This is a genomic window from Bradyrhizobium sp. Unk1 (assembly GCF_059512345.1).
On sequence record NZ_JCAMOP010000002.1, the window covers coordinates 64,084 to 82,686 of the forward strand.

Consider the following 18,603-nt stretch of genomic DNA (forward strand, 5'->3'; position numbering starts at 1 on the left):
TTATTCGCTCCTTTTTGGCGGGGGCGCGGTGACGTCCCCCGTGAGATCGTAGGTCACCATGGTCTCGCCGGACTGCGGCCGCTCGAGCCAGTCCTTATGGCGCATCGACAGATGCACGTCGCGCACGCCGGCTTCCCAATGCTCGACCATGCCGACATGCGAGAAGTCGTAATCCTTCGACGAGGATTCGTAGTTCTTGCTGCGATAGATCAGGTGCACCACGGTGACGGTGCTTTCGCGCGACACCTTCGCGAGGAATTCGACGGACGGGTCGTTCTTCAGATAGTCCGGCAATTTGCCGATCAGGTCGCGCACGGCCCTGCGGGCGTTGTGGATCTGCTTGTTCTTGTCGGTGTTCATCCGCGTTCGGCTGGAGAAGCGGATGTCCTTCTCGCGCTCGGTCGCCTCGAGCAGCGAATTCGGCAGATCGCCGCGGGCGCTGAACAGATCGACCTGGAAGATCAGCATGTCGCGAGCGATCTCGGCATCGAGCACGTAGTCGAGCGGTGTGTTGGAGGCGATGCCGCCGTCCCAGTAGTGCTCGCCTTCGATCACGACGGACGGAAAGCCCGGCGGCAGCGCGCCGGAGGCCATGATGTGCTCGGGGCCGATGGTCTTGCCGAGCTTCTTGAACTCGTAATTGTCGAAATATTTGAAGTTGCCCGAGGTGACGCCGACGGCGCCGACCGACAGCCGCGTCTTCAGATCGTTGATGCGGTCGAAATCGACCAGGCGCTCCAGCGTCTTCTTCAGCGGCGCGGTGTCGTAATAGCTCTCGGCCTGCTTGCTGCCGGGCGGCCAGAGCGGCGCGGGCGGAATGCGCGGCGTGAAGAAACCGGGCACCCCGAAGGTCGCGATCAATGCGGCACTGGTCGAGTTGAACAGCTCGCGGCTGTGATCGCTCTTGCCGATCGGCTTCCACGGCACCGGCGCCGACACCATCTCCCAGAATTCCTTGAGCCGCTTGATGCGGGTGTGTCCGTCATTGCCGGCGATGATGGCGGCGTTGACCGCGCCGATCGAGATGCCGGCGACCCATTCCGGCTCGAAGTCGAAATGGCACAGCGCCTGATAGGCGCCGGCCTGATAGGAGCCGAGCGCCCCACCGCCCTGGAGGACCAGGACGCGCTGCGCCTTCGCGGGGACTGTTGCGACTTCCGGGCTATGATCTGTCATCTGGGAACAATAGCAAAAGGCGAGCCACCGTGGCGACAGTCCCCCGCGGCGTCAATGCATCCCGGGATCAAGTCTGGCTTATCGGGGGTCGGTCGAGGCCAGGATCATGGTCCAGAACACCTTGTATTTGGTGCCCGGAGCATAGCCCGCCGCGATGCCCAGTTTTGTGACACCGCTCTTGAGCATGTTGGCCCGGTGCGGGGGCGAGTCGCGCCAGCCGGAAAACGCTTCCGCCAGCGTATGATAGCCGGCCGAGACGTTCTCGACCGCCACCGTTGCCGGATAGCCGCCCGCGCTGAGGCGCTTGGCCAGCGGGGCGCGGACGTCATGGTCCATCTTGTTGGCCGCCGCCATGGCCTGGGACTGGGATTCGGCGAGCCGCATCAGATCGGGGTCGATCACGACGGTGCCGAGGGCGTTGTTCTGGCGGTATTGCGAGATCATGATCGCTGCCGCCTGCGCATCGAGCTTGGCGCCCGGGACCGACATGTCGGCATACATGGTCGGCTGCTGGACCGGTGCTTCGTTGCCGGCGCAGCCGGCGAGAAGCAAAGCAATTGATATCGCGGCCGCGGCGCGCATTTCCAGGAGCCCCCAATGAGGGGCCGTTGTTGCATACCAACCGTGGCTGAAAGGTGAATATTGAGGAAGATTTGAGCTTTTGGCCGCGGCGCCTAGCCCGCAAATATCCGGTAGCGGCGCGGTTTGAGGCCGATCGTATCGCCGGCGCGCAGTTCCCTGTCGCGGGGGGCGTCGATCTCGATGGTCTCGCCGCCGGACAGGGCCACCTCGGCCCGCTGCACCGGGCCGAAATTCCGGACGTGCTGCACGGCGCCCTCGAAGGCACCGCTTCCGGGCGGGCCGACCAGCATGTCATGTCGCCGCACGAACAGTTTTGACGCGCCAGACACCAAGCCGTCTACTGCAAGATTGAGCGGCCGGTCGCCGAGCCTGATGACGCCGCCTTCGACCTGGACCGGCAGCTCGATGGATTCGCCGATGAAGCCGTGGACGAAGGCGGTCGCCGGGCTTTCATAGACGTCGTCGGGCGAGCCGATCTGTTCGATCCTGCCCTTGTCCATCACCACGACGCGGTTGGCGACTTCGAGCGCCTCCTCCTGATCGTGGGTGACGAAGATCGAGGTGACGTTGATCTCCTGGTGCAGCGAGCGGAGCCATCGGCGCAACTCCTTGCGCACCTTGGCATCGAGCGCGCCGAAGGGCTCGTCGAGCAGGAGGATGCGCGGCTCGATCGCGAGCGCGCGGGCGAGTGCGATGCGCTGGCGCTGGCCCCCGGAGAGCTGGCTCGGATAGCGGTCGGCGAGCCAGTCGAGCTGCACGAGATCGAGCAACTCCTTGACGCGCGCACGAATGGTGGGCTCGTCCTTGCGGCTGGCGCGCGGCTGCACGCGCAGGCCGAAGGCGACGTTCTCGAACACCGTCATGTGGCGGAACAGCGCGTAGTGCTGGAACACGAAGCCGACGTTCCGTTCGCGCGCGCCCTGCGCCAGCGCATCCTCGCCATTGAAGGAGACCTCGCCGGAATCGGGCCAGTCGAGGCCGGCGATGATGCGCAGCAACGTGGTCTTGCCGGAGCCGGACGGACCGAGCAGCGCCAGGAGCTCGCCATTGTCGACCTTGAGATCGACGCCATCGAGGGCTTTGAAGCTGCCGAACTGCTTGACGAGATTCCTGACTTCAATGGTCACTTGCGTCGTGTCCTTCGTCGAGGTGACGTTCGAGAACGGTCTTGGCGATCAGCGTGATCAGGGCCAGCATCGCCAGCAGCGAGGCGATCGCAAACGCAGCGACGAACTGGTACTCGTTGTAGAGAATCTCGACCAGCAGCGGCATGGTGTTGGTCTCGCCGCGAATGTGTCCTGATACCACCGACACGGCGCCGAATTCGCCCATCGCGCGCGCGTTGCAGAGCAGCACGCCGTAGAGCACGCCCCATTTGATGTTGGGCAGGGTGACGCGGAAGAAGGTCTGCAGGCCGGAGGCGCCGAGCGAGATCGCGGCCTCCTCCTCCTGCGTGCCCTGCTCCTGCATCAGGGGGATCAGCGCGCGCGCCACGAACGGGAAGGTCACGAAGGTGGTGGCGAGCGCGATGCCCGGCACTGCGAACAGGATCTGGATATCGTGATCCCTAAGCCAGCTGCCGAAATAGCCCTGCGCGCCGAACAGCAGCACGAAGACGAGGCCCGAGATCACCGGGCTCACCGAGAACGGCAGGTCGATCAGCGTGATCAGGAAGGTCTTGCCGCTAAACTCGAACTTGGCGATGGCCCATGCCGCGACGAGGCCGAATACGAGATTGAGGCCGACCGAGATCGCCGCCACGATCAACGTCAGCTTGATTGCAGCCAGCGCTTCCGGCTCGGCAAGCGCAGAGAAATAGGCGAGAACGCCTCTCGAAAAGGCCTGCGCGAATACCAGAACCAGCGGCAGCACGACGAAGACGCTGAGGAAGATCACCGCCATCGCGATGATGGCGATACGTATTGCCGGCGGCTCGGTGCGGAGGCTGTCGCGTGCCGCAACGGCGTGCGCACGTGCGCGCGCATCGGTCGAAGGCAGCGAGACGGAATCTGCGATCTGCATCGTCATGATCCGCCCTCAGCGCGCCGGGATCCGGCTCTGCGCCCAGCGCTGGAGCCGGTTGACGGCGAAGATGATGACGAAGGAGACGACGAGCATGACCACGGCGATGGCGGTCGCGTCGGCATAGCGGAACTCGGATAGCCGGATCACGATCAGGAGCGGGGCGATCTCGGAGACATTCGGCAGATTGCCGGCGATGAAGATCACCGAGCCGTATTCGCCGACCGCGCGGGCGAAGGCGAGCGCGAGGCCGGTGAGCAACGCCGGCCCGAGCGAGGGCAGGATCACGCGGATGATGGTCTGCCAGCGGCTGGCGCCGAGGCTGCCGGCGGCTTCCTCGATCTCGGGGTCGAGGTCCTGGAGCACCGGCTGCACGGTGCGCACCACGAAGGGGATACCGATGAAGATCATGGCGACGAAGATGCCGATCGGCGTGAACGCCACCTTGATGCCGAGCGCGGCGAGCGGCGCGCCCAGCCAGCCCGTCTCGGCAAACAGCGCCGTCAGCGCGACGCCGGCGACCGCCGTCGGCAGCGCGAACGGCACGTCGACGATGGCGTCAAACAGCCGGCGTCCGGGGAAGCGGTAACGCACCAGCGCCCAGACGATGATGCTGCCCATGACGAGATTGACGCAGGCCGCCGCAAAGGCGAGGCCGAAGGAGACGCGCAAGGCGTTGAGGGTGCGGCGGCTGGACAGGATGTTCCAGAATTGCTCGGGGCTGAGCTCCAGCGATTTCAGGAACAGCCCGGCCAGCGGAATCAGGATGATGATGGAGAGCCAGGAAAGCGTCAGTCCCATCGTGAGACCGAAGCCCGGCAATGTCCGTCGTCGTGCTGCAAGTACGCTCACCAGGCCCCCTGCTACTCCTAAGACGGCGCCCGATCAGTTCTTGTAGATCTGATCAAAGACGCCGCCGTCGGCAAAATGTTCCTTCTGCGCCTTGGTCCAGCCGCCGAAAACGTCGTCGATCGTGAACAGTTCGACCTTGGCGAAGGAGTTTGCGTACTTCTTGGCGATCTCTGCGTCGCGCGGACGGTAGAAATTGCGCGCGGCGATTTCTTGACCTTCCTTGGTATACCAATACTGGAGGTAGGCATCGGCTGCGTTGCGGGTGCCTTTTTTATCGGCAACCTTGTCGACGATCGCGACCGGCGGCTCGGCGAGGATCGATTGCGGCGGCGCCACGATCTCGAACTTCTGCGCACCAAACTCCTTCAGGGCGAGATAGGCCTCGTTCTCCCAGGCCAGCAGCACGTCGCCGACGCCGCGCTCGACGAAGGTCACGGTGGCGCCGCGCGCACCGGTGTCGAGCACCGGCACCTGCTGGTAGAGCTTTCCGATGAAGTCCTTGGCCTTGTCGGCCGAGCCGTATTTCTTTTGGGCAAAGCCCCAGGCAGCGAGATAATTCCAGCGCGCCCCGCCGGAGGTCTTCGGGTTCGGCGTGATCACCGAGACACCGGTCTTGAGCAAATCGTCCCAGTCCTTGATGCCCTTCGGATTGCCCTTGCGCACCAGAAACACGATGGTCGAGGTATAGGGCGATGAATTCTGCGGCAGACGCTTCTGCCAGTCGGTCGCGGTGAGGCCCTTGTTCGCGACGGCGTCGATGTCATAGGCAAGCGCGAGCGTCACCACATCGGCCTGCAATCCGTCGATCACGGCACGCGCCTGCGAGCCGCTGCCGCCATGCGACTGCTTGATCTCGACACTCTTGCCGGTTTCCTTCTGATAGGCATTCGCGAACGCCTTGTTGAACTCGGCATAGAGCTCACGCGTCGGATCGTACGACACGTTCAAGAGATTGATGTCAGCGGCGAGAGCCGAGCTTGCCAACAATCCAGTCAAGAGCAGCCCTGCCGCGAGCGGAACGATACGGCGCATCATGTCCATCTCCATTCACCACGACGACGTCATCGTCATCGATGGCACGCGGGCATAACTCGGGGCGAAACGCTCTCAAGTCAACGGAACCGGATTTTCTTGTTCGTAGCCGAACAGCTCGACTGTGCTACGAAGTCTTCATCGTGTGGATGCCGCATTCTGTCTTGGCTCGGCCGCGCCAGCGACCGGCGCGTGCATCCTCGCCCTCGGCCGTTCTGCTGGTGCAAGGCATACACCCAACCGACAGGAAACCGGACTCCACCAACGGATGACGCGGCAATTTGGCGCGGACGAAAATGGCTTCGAGTTCCTCGCGCGAGACATTGGCGAAGGGGTTGAACTTCAACCGCACGCCGTCGTCCTCGACCACCGGAATGTCGGTGCGCGCATTGCCCTGAAAGCGCTTGCGGCCATTGAGCCACGCATCGAACGGCTTCAGCGCACGCGCGAGCGGCTCGACCTTGCGGATGCGGCAGCAGGCGTCCGGATCGGAGAACCAAAGGTCGCGGTCGGGGTCTTCGCGCGACAGCGTTTCCTCGGCAGGCCTGATCGAGCGGACGTCCTTCAAGCCGAGTTCCGCGATCAGCGTGTCGCGATAGGCCAACGTCTCCTCGAACAGCCAGCCGGTGTCGAGGAAGATCACGGGGATCGCCGGATCGACGTCGGCCATGACCTTCAGCAGCGTCGCCGATTCCGTGCCGAAGGACGACACCAGCGCAAGCTTCTCGCGCCCAACCGCCTTCAACGCCGCGGCGATGACTTCCGCAGGCGAAGCAGCGCGCAGCGCGCGATCGAGCTCCGCCGCCGAGGGCAGCGCGGATGTGGACACCGAAGAAACCTGAGGCGCGATTGCGTTCACGTGCCGACACCTTCGGAGTGACGCAGTTGCATCCGCCGGTGCAGCGCGGTGATGCGGCCGTCGCCGGTCGGCTGATAGAACACCGAATAGCGCTTCGCGGTCTGCATGAAGGCTTCCGCATCGGCCTGCTTCTTGACCTCGAAGGAATCGAAGCCGGCGCGCAGCATGAACACGAACTGGTCGCGCAGGATCTGGCCCGTTGCACGCAAATCGCCGCGATAATTGTAACGTTCGCGCAGCAGCCGTGCCTGGCTGTAGGCGCGTCCGTCGCGGAAGGTCGGGAACACCAGTGCGACCGTAGCGACCTTGCCGAGATAGGGCACGAGCTCGTCGATGTCGCGATTGTTCGGCCAGATCACACCGACCTTGCCGGTGCGCTTGAGCAAGGCTTCAGCCTCGCCGACGAAGCGCTCGGCAGGCACCAGGATGTCGCCGCTCTCGGGCAGCGGCGTATCGACGGCCAGTTTGACAAAACTGTCGTCGACGATTTTTCCGCCGTTAACGAGTGGCATAGACGCGCTCCTTGAAGGGTTCGACGCCGAGGCGCTTCACCGTGTCGATGAACAGCTCTTCGGGCCGCTCGCGCAGCGCAAGATAGGCTTCCACGACGTCTTCGACGACGTCGGCGACCTCGTCGAACTTGACGCCGGGGCCGATCAGATTGCCCAGCGCAGCACCCTCGTCGGCACGGCCGCCGATGGTGATCTGGTAGACCTCCTCGCCGTTCTTCTCGACGCCGAGAATGCCGATATGGCCGACATGATGATGGCCGCAGGCATTGATGCAGCCCGAGATGTTGATGTGCAGACGGCCGATCAGGTTGGCAAGCTCATGGTTGGCGAAGCGCCGCGTCAGCTCCTGCGCGATCGGGATCGAGCGCGCATTCGCCAGCGAGCAATAGTCCAGCCCCGGGCAGGCGATGATGTCGGTGATCAGATTGACGTTCGGCGTCGCCAGCCCGAGCTTGTCGAGCGCCTTCCACAAGGCCGGCAGGTCGCGCTTGGCGACGTGCGGCAGCGCGAGGTTCTGCTCGTGGCCGACGCGGATCTCGCCGAAGGAGTACCGGTCGGCGAGATCGGCGAGCGCGTCCATCTGCTCGGCGGTGGCATCGCCCGGAGGCGCGCCGATCGGCTTCAGCGAGATCGTGACGATGGAATAGCCCTGCACCTTGTGCGGGGCCACCGAGTTCTTGCGCCACGCCTCGAAATCAGGATCGGCCGCGGCCTGACGCAGCTCGTCCGGATTGTGCGGCAGCTTCTCGTAGGACGGATAGGTGAAGCGCGAGCGGATGTCCTCGATCACCTCGTCGTCGATCTGGAGCGAGGAGTTGCGGATGTGCTGCCACTCCTCCTCGACCTCGCGCGAGAATTTCTCGATCCCGAGCTCGTGCACCAGGATCTTGATGCGCGCCTTGTAGATGTTGTCGCGGCGGCCGTACTGGTTGTAGACCCGGAGGATCGCCTCGATGTAGCTCAGGATATCGCGGCCGTGGACGAAGTGCTTGATGGTCTTGCCGATGAACGGCGTGCGGCCGAGACCGCCGCCGACCAGCACCTCGAAGCCGGTCTCGCCCTTCTCGTTCTTGATCAGCCTCAAGCCGATATCGTGGATCTTGATCGCGGCGCGGTCGTGGTCCGACGCAGTGATCGCGATCTTGAACTTGCGCGGCAGGAACGAGAACTCCGGATGCAGCGTGGTGTGCTGGCGGATCAGCTCCGACCAGATCCGGGGATCCTCGATCTCGCCGGGCGCGACGCCGGCCCACTGGTCCGACGTGACGTTGCGCATGTTATTGCCGGAGGTCTGCATCGCATGGATGCCGACCTCGGCGAGATCGGCGAGAGCATCCGGCAATTCGGCGAGCTTGATCCAGTTGAACTGGATGTTCTGCCGCGTGGTGAAATGGCCGTAGCCGCGATCGTATTTGCGCGCGACATGGGCAAGCGCCCGCAACTGGTTCGACGCCAGCGTCCCATAGGGAATCGCGACGCGGAACATGTAGGCGTGCAGTTGCAGATAGACGCCGTTCTGAAGCCGCAGGATCTTGAACTCGTCCTCGGTGAGCTCGCCGGAAAGGCGCCGCTTCACCTGGTCGCGGAACTCCGAGACGCGCTCGTTGACGAGCGTGCGGTCGATTTCATCGTAAGCATACATAAGAGAGTGCCTTAAACCTGGACCGACGACCCGATAGTCACGCCGGTGCGGCGGATCTGTTCGCGCAGATTGCCGGGTTCGATCTTGCCGTCCGCGCCAACCTGCACCGGTGCGATATAGGGACCGATCGCGCCGACGTCATCGGCAACGGACTCCGCAAGCAACGCTTTGGCCTCGTCCGAGTTGCGCACGATCGCGGCTTCCGACAGGTCCGCGGACCAGCTCTTGGCGGCGGTGCGGTAAACCACGATGCCGTCCCAGGTGCGGTTGGCGGTCACGACCGACGGGCCGGCGATTTTGATCTTCTTCTGTTCAAGCGGAGAGGTCATTCGGCTGCATCCAATAGGTCAGAGATGATGTGTTGAGGTGTCTGGCGGCGAAGCGAGCCGGCATGCCGGACCACGTCGCCGATGATGAGGATGGCGGGACCGCCATGGGTCCGCCGCACGAGCTCGGGCAGGTCGCGCAGCGTGCCGATCGCGCCTTGCGCATCCGGCCGCGTGACGCGGGCGAACACGCCGACCGGCGTCTCCGGCGAACGGCCGGCCGCGAACAAGCCTTCGCGGATCGCGGGGGCAGCGGTCGTGCCCATGTAGACCACGACGGTCATTTTGGTGTCGGTCAGCGCCGACCAGTCCACGTTCTCGGCATCGCGCGCCTTGTGCGCGGTGAGGAAGGTGATGCGAGTCGCTTCATGACGATAGGTGAGCGGCACCTCGAAATCGGCGGCGCCGCCGAGCCCCGCGGTGATGCCGGGAATGATCGAATAGGCGACGCCGGCCGCGCGCAACGCTTCCACCTCTTCGCCGCCGCGGCCGAACACGAGGGGGTCGCCGCCCTTCAGCCGCACCACGCGCTGGCCGGATTGCGCGGCCTCGATCATGCGCTTGTTGATGGCGTCCTGGCCGATGCCGGGCTTGCCGACGCGGCGGCCGACGGCAACGCGCGTGGTGTCGCGGCGGATGCGGTCGAGAATTTCGCCCGAGACCAGTTCGTCATGGAAGACGATGTCGGCATCCTGGAGCGCGCGCAGCGCCTTGATGGTGAGAAGGTCGGCGTCGCCGGGCCCGGCGCCGACCAGCGCGACCGAGCCTTCCGGCTTGTCGGCACGCGCGAACGCGGACGGATCGGAGATCGCCTTGATCGCGGCGTCGGCCTCGCCCTTGCGGCCCGCGAGCACGGACGCGCCGATCGGACCGTCGATGACGCGCTCCCAGAAGCGGCGGCGCAGCGGAAACTCGGCGATGCGCTCGTTGATCGATTTGCGGAAGCCGCCGATGAACTCGGCGAGCTCGCCGATGCGGGCCGGCAACAGTGCCTCGATCTTCTCGCGCACCCGCCGCGCCACCACCGGCGAGGTGCCGCCGGTGCCGACCGCGACCACGACATCGCCACGATCGACGATCGCCGGGAAGATGAAGCTGGAATGTTCGAAATCGTCCATGACGTTGACGGGCAGGCCGAGCGCCTTGGCGCGGCCCGACATGGCCACGCCGACATCGCCCGCGCCCGCGCAAACGATGGCGATGACGCCCGAGAGATCGGCGGTGAGCGGGTCCCCCGCCGCGATTTCAATCCGCGCAGCGTCGTCGGAGCTGAGGCTCAGGTCCCGATTGCCGTCGATCGCATGCACGCGGATGCGCGCACCGGCGGCGGCGAGCACGCGCAGCTTGGCGCGCAAAAGCTCACCCGCGCCGATGAGGACCACCGGACCGGCCTTGAGATCGAGGAACACCGGCAAGAACCGCATGCGATACTCGCTTCCCCCACATCCGGGGTTGACTGGAATTATTTTCTATATATGTGTCGTTTCGAGCGCGCAAAGAGAAAATTTTTTCTTCTCTTCTGCACCGCAACTATAGAAAATTCGCCTCCAAACGCAAAGTGGCAGAGATGCATCTTCTCAGGACCGATTCCGGTGCAGATGGACGGGACTCCCGGGCTCCCGTTTCCGAGCAAATTCCAGTCGGGCTGACCGCCCCCAGCATGGACCATTTGGACCAGCTCGAGGCGCAGAGCATCTACATTTTCCGCGAGGCCTTCGGCCGCCTGAAGAAGATCGCCCTGCTGTGGTCGCTCGGCAAGGACTCCAACGTCATGATCTGGCTGGCACGCAAGGCGTTCTTCGGCCGGCTGCCGTTCCCGGCCCTCCATGTCGATACCGGCAAGAAGTTTCCGGAGATGTATCGCTTCCGCGATCACTACGGCAAGGAATGGGATCTCGATTTGCGCGTCGAGCCCTGCCCGCCGATCGATGCCGTCGATCCAACGCTGCCGCCGGCCGCCCGTTCCGCCGCGCGCAAGACCGAGGGCCTCAAGATGGCACTCGGCAAATACGGTTTTGACGGCCTGATCGCTGGCATTCGCCGCGACGAGGAAGCAACCCGCGCCAAGGAGCGCGTGTTCTCGCCCCGCGGGCTCGAAGGCAATTGGGACGTCCGCGACCAGCCGCCGGAGTTTTGGGATCATTTCAATGCGTCGCCGCCGCAAGGCGCGCATTTGCGCATCCATCCGATCCTGCATTGGACCGAGGCCGACATCTGGGCCTACACCAAGCGCGAGAATATCCCGATCATCCCGCTTTATCTATCGCAGAACGGCAAGCGCTACCGCTCGCTGGGCGATCAGGACATCACCAATCCGGTCGCGTCGACCGCGTCGAACATCGACGAGATCCTGGCCGAGCTCGAGCAGACCAAGGTGCCGGAACGCGCCGGCCGTGCGCTCGACCACGAGACCGAGGACGCTTTCGAGCGTCTGCGCGTCGCCGGCTATCTCTGATTCAAGGACGCAACGCGGCTATGAACATGATCGTCACCCCCGCTTCGCCCGCCACGCCGAACGGCACCACGCGTCCGCAGGTCCGCATCGTCATCGTCGGCCATGTCGACCACGGCAAGTCGACGCTGGTCGGGCGCCTGCTGCACGAGACAGGCAGCCTGCCCGACGGCAAGCTCGAGATGCTGAAAGCCGTCAGCGCGCGGCGCGGCATGCCGTTCGAATGGTCGTTCCTGCTCGACGCGCTCCAGACCGAGCGCGACCAGGGCATCACCATCGACACCACGCAGATCCGCTTCCGCACCAATTCGCGCGACATCGTGCTGATCGACGCGCCCGGCCATGCCGAATTCCTGCGCAACATGATCACCGGCGCCTCGCAGGCGGACGGCGCGGTGCTGATCATCGACGCGCTCGAAGGCGTGCGTGACCAGACCCGTCGGCACGGCTATCTCCTGCACCTGCTCGGTGTGAAGCAGGTCGCGATCGTCGTCAACAAGATGGACCGCGTCGATTTCAGCGCCGAGCGCTTCAAAGAAATCAGCGACGAGATCTCGGCGCATCTGAACGGCCTCGGCGTGACGCCGACGGCCGTGATCCCGATCTCGGCCCGCGACGGCGACGGCGTCGCGGAGCGCACCGACCGCATCGGCTGGTACAAGGGTCCGACCGTGGTCGGGGCGCTTGATAGGCTCGAGCCGGCGCGTCCGCTGGAAGCCCTCGCCCTGCGCCTGCCGGTGCAGGCGATCTACAAGTTCGACGACCGCCGCATCGTGGCGGGCCGCATCGAATCCGGCAGCCTCATTGCCGGCGACGAGATCGTGATCATGCCGGCCGGCAAGATCGCCAAGATCAAGACCGTCGAAAGCTGGCCGGTAACGCCGGTCGCAGGACGGCAGGGCGCGGGCCGCTCGGTCGGCATCACGCTCGACCACGAATTGTTCATCGAGCGCGGCGACATCGTCGCGCATGTCGGCTCCGCACCGCGCGAGACGCGCCGCCTGCGCGCGCGGATCTTCTGGCTGCACGACAAGCCGCTGGCCAAGGGCGACCAGCTGCTGGTCCGCTGCGGACCGAAGGAAAGCCGCGCCACCGTCGTCGCCATCGAGAAGGCGGTCGATCCCGGCGAGCTGTCGAGCGTCGAGAACAAGGCGATCGGCCGCAACCATGTCGGCGAGATCGACATTTCCCTTTCGAGCCCGATTGCCGCCGATCCCTATACTGAGAATCCGCGCACCGGCCGTCTCGTGATCGAAGTCTCGGGGCGCATCGCCGGCGGTGGTCTCGTGCTGTCGGTCGATGCCGGCCAGCGCGCCGTGCCGGTCGACATCGTGCCGGTGGAATCGGCGCTGCGGCCCGACGAACGCTCCGCGCGCTACCGCCACAACGGCGCCGTGGTCTGGCTCACCGGCCTGCCGGCGTCCGGCAAGTCGACGCTGGCGAAGGCGCTGGAACGTCGGCTGTTCACCAATGGCGGCTCGCCGATCCTGCTCGACGGCGACACGTTGCGCGCCGGGCTCAACAACGATCTCGGATTCTCCGCCGCCGACCGCAGCGAGAACATCCGCCGCCTCGCCGAGGTCGCGACCCATCTCGCCCGCAACGGCCACATCGCGATTGTCGCCGCCGTCTCGCCGGCCCGCGAGGACCGCGCGACCGCGCGCCGCATCGCCGACACCGCGTTCCGCGAGATCCATGTCGCGACGCCGGCAGAGGTCTGCGAGGATCGCGATCCCAAGGGCCATTACAAGAAGGCCCGCGCCGGCGCGCTCGCGTCGTTCACCGGCATCGGCAATGACTACGAAGCACCGCAGGCTGCCGAGCTCGTGATCGACACGTCGGCCCGCACGGTTGCGGACGCCGCTGACGAGATCGAACGGATGCTGAAGACCACCGGCGTGCTGTTCGACGAACTCGTGGACCTCGCCGCGAATATTTGAGTCTGTCCTATTCCCCGCTGTCGTCGCCCGGCTTGACCGGGCGACCCAGTATTCCAGAGACAGCGTTGGAATACGGAGAAGCCGCGGCGTACTGGATTCCCCGCCTACGCGGGGAATGACACCGGTGCGTGGAGCGTCCCACACCTCGTCTTGACATTTTGACAAACCTTTGGGGGTCTTCTCAGGGCCTCTTTTTTGGGGCTAATAGGCCCTGAAAGCCGCCCCCTATGGGCGCATTTTGCTGCTGTCGGGTCAAAAGCAGCCAAAAAACAGCCATTTCCAACAAGAAAGCCCATCATGAAACGCGTCGACGCCCACGGATTGAAGATCGCTCCCGTCCTTTTCGATTTCATCGCCAAGGAAGCGGCCCCGAAAACGGGGATCGCGCCGGACGCGTTCTGGGCCGGGGTTGCAGGCATCATCAACGAGCTGGGGCCGAAGAACCGCGCGCTGCTGGCGGTGCGCGATACGCTGCAGGCCAAGATCGACGACTGGCACCGCGCCAACAAGGGCAAGGCGTTCGACCTCAATGCCTATACCGCCTTCCTGAAGGAGATCGGCTATCTCGTTCCGGAGCCGACGACGCAGAAGGTCGAGACCGCCAATGTCGATGAGGAAATCGGCAAGATCTGCGGCCCGCAACTCGTCGTCCCGCTCACCAATGCGCGCTACGCACTGAACGCGGCGAATGCGCGCTGGGGCTCGCTCTACGACGCCTTCTACGGCACCGATGCGATCCCGCACGACGCTGCCGAGAGCGGCAAGGGCTACAACAAGGCGCGCGGCGACAAGGTGATCGCCAAGGCCAAGGCGTTCCTCGATGCCGCCGCGCCGCTGGCGACCGGCAGCCACACCGACGTCACTGCCTACAGCGTGGTCGCAGGCCAGCTCGCGGTGAAGCTGAAGAGCGGCAACGCCACCGCGCTGAAGAACGCGGATCAATTCGCGGGCTTCCAGGGCGATGCGGCCGCGCCGTCCGCGGTGCTGCTCGCCAACAACGGCTTGCACGTCGAGGTCAAGATCGATCGCAGCAGCACGATCGGCAAGGACGATCCCGCTGGTGTCGCCGATATGATCATGGAGTCCGCGGTCTCGACCATCCTCGACATGGAGGACTCGGTCGCCGCGGTCGACGCCGAGGACAAGGTGCTGGTCTATCGCAACACGCTCGGCCTGATGAACGGCACGCTCTCGGCCGATTTCGAGAAGGGCGGCAAGACGCTGACCCGTTCGCTCAATGCCGACCGCAGCTACAAGACGCCTGACGGCAAGGGCGAGGTCAAGCTGCACGGCCGCAGCCTGCTGCTGATGCGCAATTGCGGTCACCACATGTTCACCGACGCGGTGCTGGACGACAAGGGCGAGGAGATTCCGGAAGGCCTGCTCGATGCCGCCGTCTCCGGCCTGCTTGCGATCCACGACATCAAGGGCAACTCCAAGACCAAGAACAGCCGCACCGGATCGGCCTATATCGTCAAGCCGAAGATGCACGGCCCGGACGAGGTCTCGCTGACCTGCGAGATCTTCGACCGCGTCGAGAAGATGCTGGGCCTGCCCGAGAACACGCTCAAGGTCGGCATCATGGACGAGGAGCGGCGTACCACCGTCAACCTCAAGGCCTGCATCCAGCGCGCCTCCAAGCGCATCATGTTCATCAACACCGGCTTCCTCGACCGCACCGGCGACGAGATCCACACCTCGATGGAAGCGGGCCCGATGATCCGCAAGAACGAGATGAAGGCGCAAGCCTGGATCAAGGCCTATGAGGACTGGAACGTCGACATGGGCCTGATCGACGGCCTGCCCGGCCACGCCCAGATCGGCAAGGGCATGTGGGCCGCGCCCGACAAGATGGCGGACATGCTGCAACAGAAGCTCGCGCATCCGCAGGCCGGCGCCACCACCGCCTGGGTGCCCTCGCCGACCGCAGCGACGCTGCACGCCCTGCACTATCACCAGGTCAACGTCACCGCGCGCCAGCAGGAGCTCACCAAGGGCGGCCCGCGCGCAAAACTCTCCGACATCCTCACCATTCCGGTGTCGAAGTCGAACTGGGCGCCCGACGACGTCAAGCAGGAGATCGACAACAACTGCCAGGGCATTCTGGGCTACGTCGTGCGCTGGATCGACCAGGGCGTCGGCTGCTCCAAGGTGCCTGACATCCACGATGTCGGCCTGATGGAAGACCGCGCCACCTTGCGCATCTCCAGCCAGCATCTCGCCAACTGGCTGCACCAGGGCGTCATCACCGAGGCACAGGTGATGGAATCGCTCAAGCGCATGGCCGTCGTGGTCGACAAGCAGAACGCGGGCGACGCGATCTACAAGCCGATGGCGCCCGCCTTCGACGGTGTCGCCTTCAAGGCCGCTTGCGACTTGATCTTCAAGGGCCGCACGCAGCCGAACGGCTACACCGAATACATCCTCACCGCCCGCCGCCGCGAGGCCAAGGCGGCAGGCTGAAGCCCGATCATTCAAACACCAAAGCCCCGGCTCGCACCGGGGCTTTTTTTGTTGCGGGCCGTAGCCCGGATGGAGCGCAGCGCAATCCGGGACCGGCGTTGCTTGGGGCAGGCCCCCGGATTTCGCTGCGCTCCATCCGGGCTACACGTCCCGCCCCGCTAAAACACCGTCAGATATTTCAGCAGCGACACCACGCCGATGATGATGACGACCACGCGCGCGATCTGTTTGGCGCGGCCGTCCATGGGCAGCATGTTGATGAGATAGAGCACGAGAATGACGACGAGAAAGGTGACGAGTACGCCGACCAGCATCGCAAGGACCCCCCTTCAGACAAATTGCTGACGGTGTACTAACGCCCATCTCCCGCCCAGGTTCCATCACGGCAACCCACTGCAACTTCTAGTAAATACGTACTTCTACGATCAGCCGGCCTGCCTAAAACTTTACCCTTTTCGTTTCAGATGCGGAAACCGTTTGGGTGATGCGGCGCAAACGGCATGCGATTGCCGATCTGCCTGCCCCTCCGTTTTGATGTTGCCGGGGCGTCTCGACCAACTTTGCAATGGGAATTTTGGGGGCTTCGATGCTGAATCGTCTGACCGTTTCCGCCCTGCTGAAGGCGGTGATCGCCATCACCTCGGTCTGTGTGGTGATCGCGCTCTCGCTCACCGCCTACGCCTCCTGGGACCGCCTCAAGACCGCCAACCGCATCTCGCAGATCGCCGATGCCTCCGCGGATCTGTTCAAGGCGATGCACAATCTGCGCACTGACCGTTCGAGCACCAACCGGCTCCTTAACGCGACCGAGCCGATGGATCCTGAGATCGAGAAATATCTGCGCGCGATCCGCGACGCCGAGATGCCGGCGATGGCACACGCGCTGGAGCTGCTGCCGAGCATGGAGTTTCCGCAGTCCGGCACGCTGGTGCCGGAGCTCGCGCGTCTCTACAAGCTGCTGACCGAGGAGCAGAAGCAGTTCTGGGAGGACGTCGCCAAGCCCAAGGATCAGCGTCGTGCCGGCCTGCCGAAGGAATACATGGAGACGACGCAGGGCCTGCTCGAGACGCTCGACAAGCTCTCGAACATCCTGGCCGCCAGCGTCAACCACCAGGACGCGGAGATCGACCAGCTGCTGTCGATCAAGCAGAACGCCTGGCTGCTCCGCAACACCGGCGGTGAAGCCTCGCTGATCATCTCGACCGGGCTCAACGCCGGCCGCATCGCGCCGGAGGCCCGCCTCGCCTACACCCAATATGTCGGCGGAACGGCTGCGGCGTGGAAGGCGCTGGAATTGTCGGCCTCGGGCATGCAATTGCCGCCGGCCCTGTCGTCTGCCATGGCAACGGCCAAGACCGCCTATTTCGATCCGCAATATCTGGCGCTTCGCGATCGCCTCGCCAATACGCTCGCCAATGGCGAAAAGGCCGAGATAACCGCGAACCAATGGACCCCGGTCACGGTGGGCCGCCTCGCCGGCGCAGTCGCCGTGGCCGAGACCGCGCTCGATGCCGCCAAGAGCCATACGCTGGACCAGCGCAGCGCGGCTCAGCGCGCACTGATTGTGCAGCTCATGCTTCTGGCGCTTGCCATCGGCCTCGCCGTCGGCGCGGTCATGCTGGTCAGCCGCCGCGTCATCCATCCCCTCAACACCATCCGCGACGCCATGCTCAAGGTCGCCGGCGGCGATCTCGCCGTCGACAGCGGCTATCTCGACCGCCAGGACGAGATCGGCGCGCTGGCCGGCGCGCTGGAGACCTTCAAGCAGCAGGCAACCGAGAAGCTCAAGATTGAAGAGCATGAGCGCGAACGCAATGTCGGCGCGACCGCGCGCCAGCGCGCGGTCGAGGCCTATGTCGGCGAGTTCGAGGGGGCGGTGCGCAAGACGCTGGGCGAACTGAGCGAAGCGTCCGGCGAGATGCGCAAGACCTCGGGCGATCTCTCCGCGGTGTCGCGCCAGACCAACGACCGCGTCCAGATCGCCGGCAAGGCCTCCAACGACGCTTCCATGAGCGTCGACAGCGTCGCCGCCGCGGCCGAGGAACTCTCCGCCTCGATCAACGACATCAGCCAGCAGGCGGCGCACGCCGCAGGCATTGCCAGCCGCGCCGTCAACCAGGCCCGCGAGACCGACGGTACCGTGCAGGGTCTTGCAAAATCCGCCGGTCGCATCGGCGAGGTCGTCGGCCTGATCAACACCATCGCGGCGCAAACCAACCTGCTCGCGCTCAACGCCACGATCGAAGCGGCGCGCGCCGGCGAAGCCGGCCGTGGCTTTGCGGTCGTCGCCTCCGAGGTGAAGTCGCTGGCGAGCCAGACCGCGAAGGCGACCGAGGAAATCTCGGAGCAAATCGCCGACATCCAGAAGGTCGCGGGCGACGCCATCAACGCGATCCAGACCATCGGCGGCATCATCGGCGAAGTGAACGAGGTCGCTACCGCGATCGCCGCCGCCGTGCAGGAGCAGGGCGCGGCGACCCAGGAGATCACCCGCAGCACGCAATTTGCGGCGCAGGGCACCAGGAACGTCTCGGACAACATCACCGGCGTGAAGGCCGACGCGGACGCTGCCGCCGGTGCGGCGGACAACGTCAAGCAGGCCTCGGAAACGCTGGAGACGCAGAGCCGCCAGCTCGGCCAGCAGGTCAGCGACTTCCTGGGGAAGATCCGCGCGGCTTAAAGCTGCTGCGGGCTGGGAAGAAAGCAACCGCTACAAATTCGGTGTCGTCCCCGCGAACGCGGGGC

The 18,603-nt window shown here is 64.8% G+C and carries 16 protein-coding genes; 4 read left to right on the top strand and 12 right to left on the bottom strand.

Translation table 11 applies throughout. The features are described 5' to 3' along the window. From AC5ZFO_RS02375 to cysG, 11 genes are all read right to left on the bottom strand, one after another. Positions 1–1,176: a DUF3734 domain-containing protein gene (locus tag AC5ZFO_RS02375; RefSeq protein ID WP_282520025.1), complete on the bottom strand. Its 1,176-nt coding sequence runs from the start codon at positions 1,174–1,176 to the stop codon at positions 1–3. 78 nt (positions 1,177–1,254) lie between these two features. Further along, positions 1,255–1,758, bottom strand: a complete 504-nt coding sequence (locus tag AC5ZFO_RS02380; RefSeq protein WP_282520024.1) for a CAP domain-containing protein — start codon at positions 1,756–1,758, stop codon at positions 1,255–1,257. A 92-nt stretch (positions 1,759–1,850) separates the two neighbouring features. Continuing rightward, positions 1,851–2,885 carry a sulfate/molybdate ABC transporter ATP-binding protein gene (locus AC5ZFO_RS02385; RefSeq protein ID WP_282520023.1) on the bottom strand — a complete coding sequence of 345 codons (1,035 nt, stop codon included), beginning with the start codon at positions 2,883–2,885 and terminating at the stop codon, positions 1,851–1,853. Then, positions 2,875–3,786 (bottom strand): sulfate ABC transporter permease subunit CysW, encoded by a 912-nt coding sequence (gene cysW, locus AC5ZFO_RS02390; RefSeq protein ID WP_282520022.1) that lies wholly within the window; start codon positions 3,784–3,786, stop codon positions 2,875–2,877. Before cysW ends, AC5ZFO_RS02385 begins: the two co-directional genes overlap by 11 nt. A gap of 9 nt (positions 3,787–3,795) precedes the next feature. Then, positions 3,796–4,632: a sulfate ABC transporter permease subunit CysT gene (cysT, locus tag AC5ZFO_RS02395; protein WP_282520021.1), complete on the bottom strand. Its 837-nt coding sequence runs from the start codon at positions 4,630–4,632 to the stop codon at positions 3,796–3,798. A 33-nt stretch (positions 4,633–4,665) separates the two neighbouring features. Next, positions 4,666–5,667, bottom strand: coding sequence for a sulfate ABC transporter substrate-binding protein (locus AC5ZFO_RS02400; RefSeq protein WP_404979730.1), 1,002 nt, complete (start codon positions 5,665–5,667; stop codon positions 4,666–4,668). A gap of 124 nt (positions 5,668–5,791) precedes the next feature. Then, the gene (locus AC5ZFO_RS02405) at positions 5,792–6,523 is read right to left on the bottom strand and encodes a phosphoadenylyl-sulfate reductase (protein ID WP_282520019.1); all 732 of its coding nucleotides are present in this window, start codon (positions 6,521–6,523) and stop codon (positions 5,792–5,794) included. After that, positions 6,520–7,035: a DUF934 domain-containing protein gene (locus AC5ZFO_RS02410; protein WP_282520018.1), complete on the bottom strand. Its 516-nt coding sequence runs from the start codon at positions 7,033–7,035 to the stop codon at positions 6,520–6,522. Before AC5ZFO_RS02410 ends, AC5ZFO_RS02405 begins: the two co-directional genes overlap by 4 nt. After that, positions 7,022–8,677 (bottom strand): nitrite/sulfite reductase, encoded by a 1,656-nt coding sequence (locus AC5ZFO_RS02415; protein ID WP_282520017.1) that lies wholly within the window; start codon positions 8,675–8,677, stop codon positions 7,022–7,024. The genes AC5ZFO_RS02410 and AC5ZFO_RS02415 overlap by 14 nt, the downstream gene beginning before the upstream one ends. A gap of 11 nt (positions 8,678–8,688) precedes the next feature. Beyond that, positions 8,689–9,006 (bottom strand): DUF2849 domain-containing protein, encoded by a 318-nt coding sequence (locus AC5ZFO_RS02420; protein ID WP_028148398.1) that lies wholly within the window; start codon positions 9,004–9,006, stop codon positions 8,689–8,691. Beyond that, complete coding sequence (cysG, locus tag AC5ZFO_RS02425) at positions 9,003–10,427, bottom strand: siroheme synthase CysG (protein ID WP_282520016.1); 1,425 nt, start codon at positions 10,425–10,427, stop codon at positions 9,003–9,005. The genes AC5ZFO_RS02420 and cysG overlap by 4 nt, the downstream gene beginning before the upstream one ends. A 236-nt stretch (positions 10,428–10,663) precedes the next feature. On the opposite strand from cysG, the gene cysD reads away from it, so the two are divergent. The 3 genes from cysD to AC5ZFO_RS02440 all read left to right on the top strand — a co-directional run bounded on the left by cysD (position 10,664) and on the right by AC5ZFO_RS02440 (position 15,858). Next, the gene (gene cysD, locus AC5ZFO_RS02430) at positions 10,664–11,458 is read left to right on the top strand and encodes a sulfate adenylyltransferase subunit CysD (protein ID WP_038933487.1); all 795 of its coding nucleotides are present in this window, start codon (positions 10,664–10,666) and stop codon (positions 11,456–11,458) included. A gap of 20 nt (positions 11,459–11,478) precedes the next feature. Further along, on the top strand, positions 11,479–13,395 hold the full coding sequence (cysC, locus tag AC5ZFO_RS02435; RefSeq protein WP_282520015.1) for an adenylyl-sulfate kinase: 1,917 nt from the start codon (positions 11,479–11,481) through the stop codon (positions 13,393–13,395). Between the two features lie 297 nt (positions 13,396–13,692). After that, entirely contained in the window at positions 13,693–15,858 is a 2,166-nt protein-coding gene (locus tag AC5ZFO_RS02440; RefSeq protein ID WP_282520014.1) for a malate synthase G, read from the top strand. 158 nt (positions 15,859–16,016) lie between these two features. Here the strand turns inward: AC5ZFO_RS02440 and AC5ZFO_RS02445 are convergent, their stop codons facing one another. Then, on the bottom strand, positions 16,017–16,172 hold the full coding sequence (locus tag AC5ZFO_RS02445) for a Thivi_2564 family membrane protein (RefSeq protein WP_011084288.1): 156 nt from the start codon (positions 16,170–16,172) through the stop codon (positions 16,017–16,019). Between the two features lie 272 nt (positions 16,173–16,444). Here AC5ZFO_RS02445 and AC5ZFO_RS02450 point away from each other — a divergent pair, with 272 nt between their 5' ends. Continuing rightward, on the top strand, positions 16,445–18,538 hold the full coding sequence (locus tag AC5ZFO_RS02450; RefSeq protein ID WP_282520013.1) for a methyl-accepting chemotaxis protein: 2,094 nt from the start codon (positions 16,445–16,447) through the stop codon (positions 18,536–18,538). Positions 18,539–18,603 lie beyond the last annotated feature (65 nt).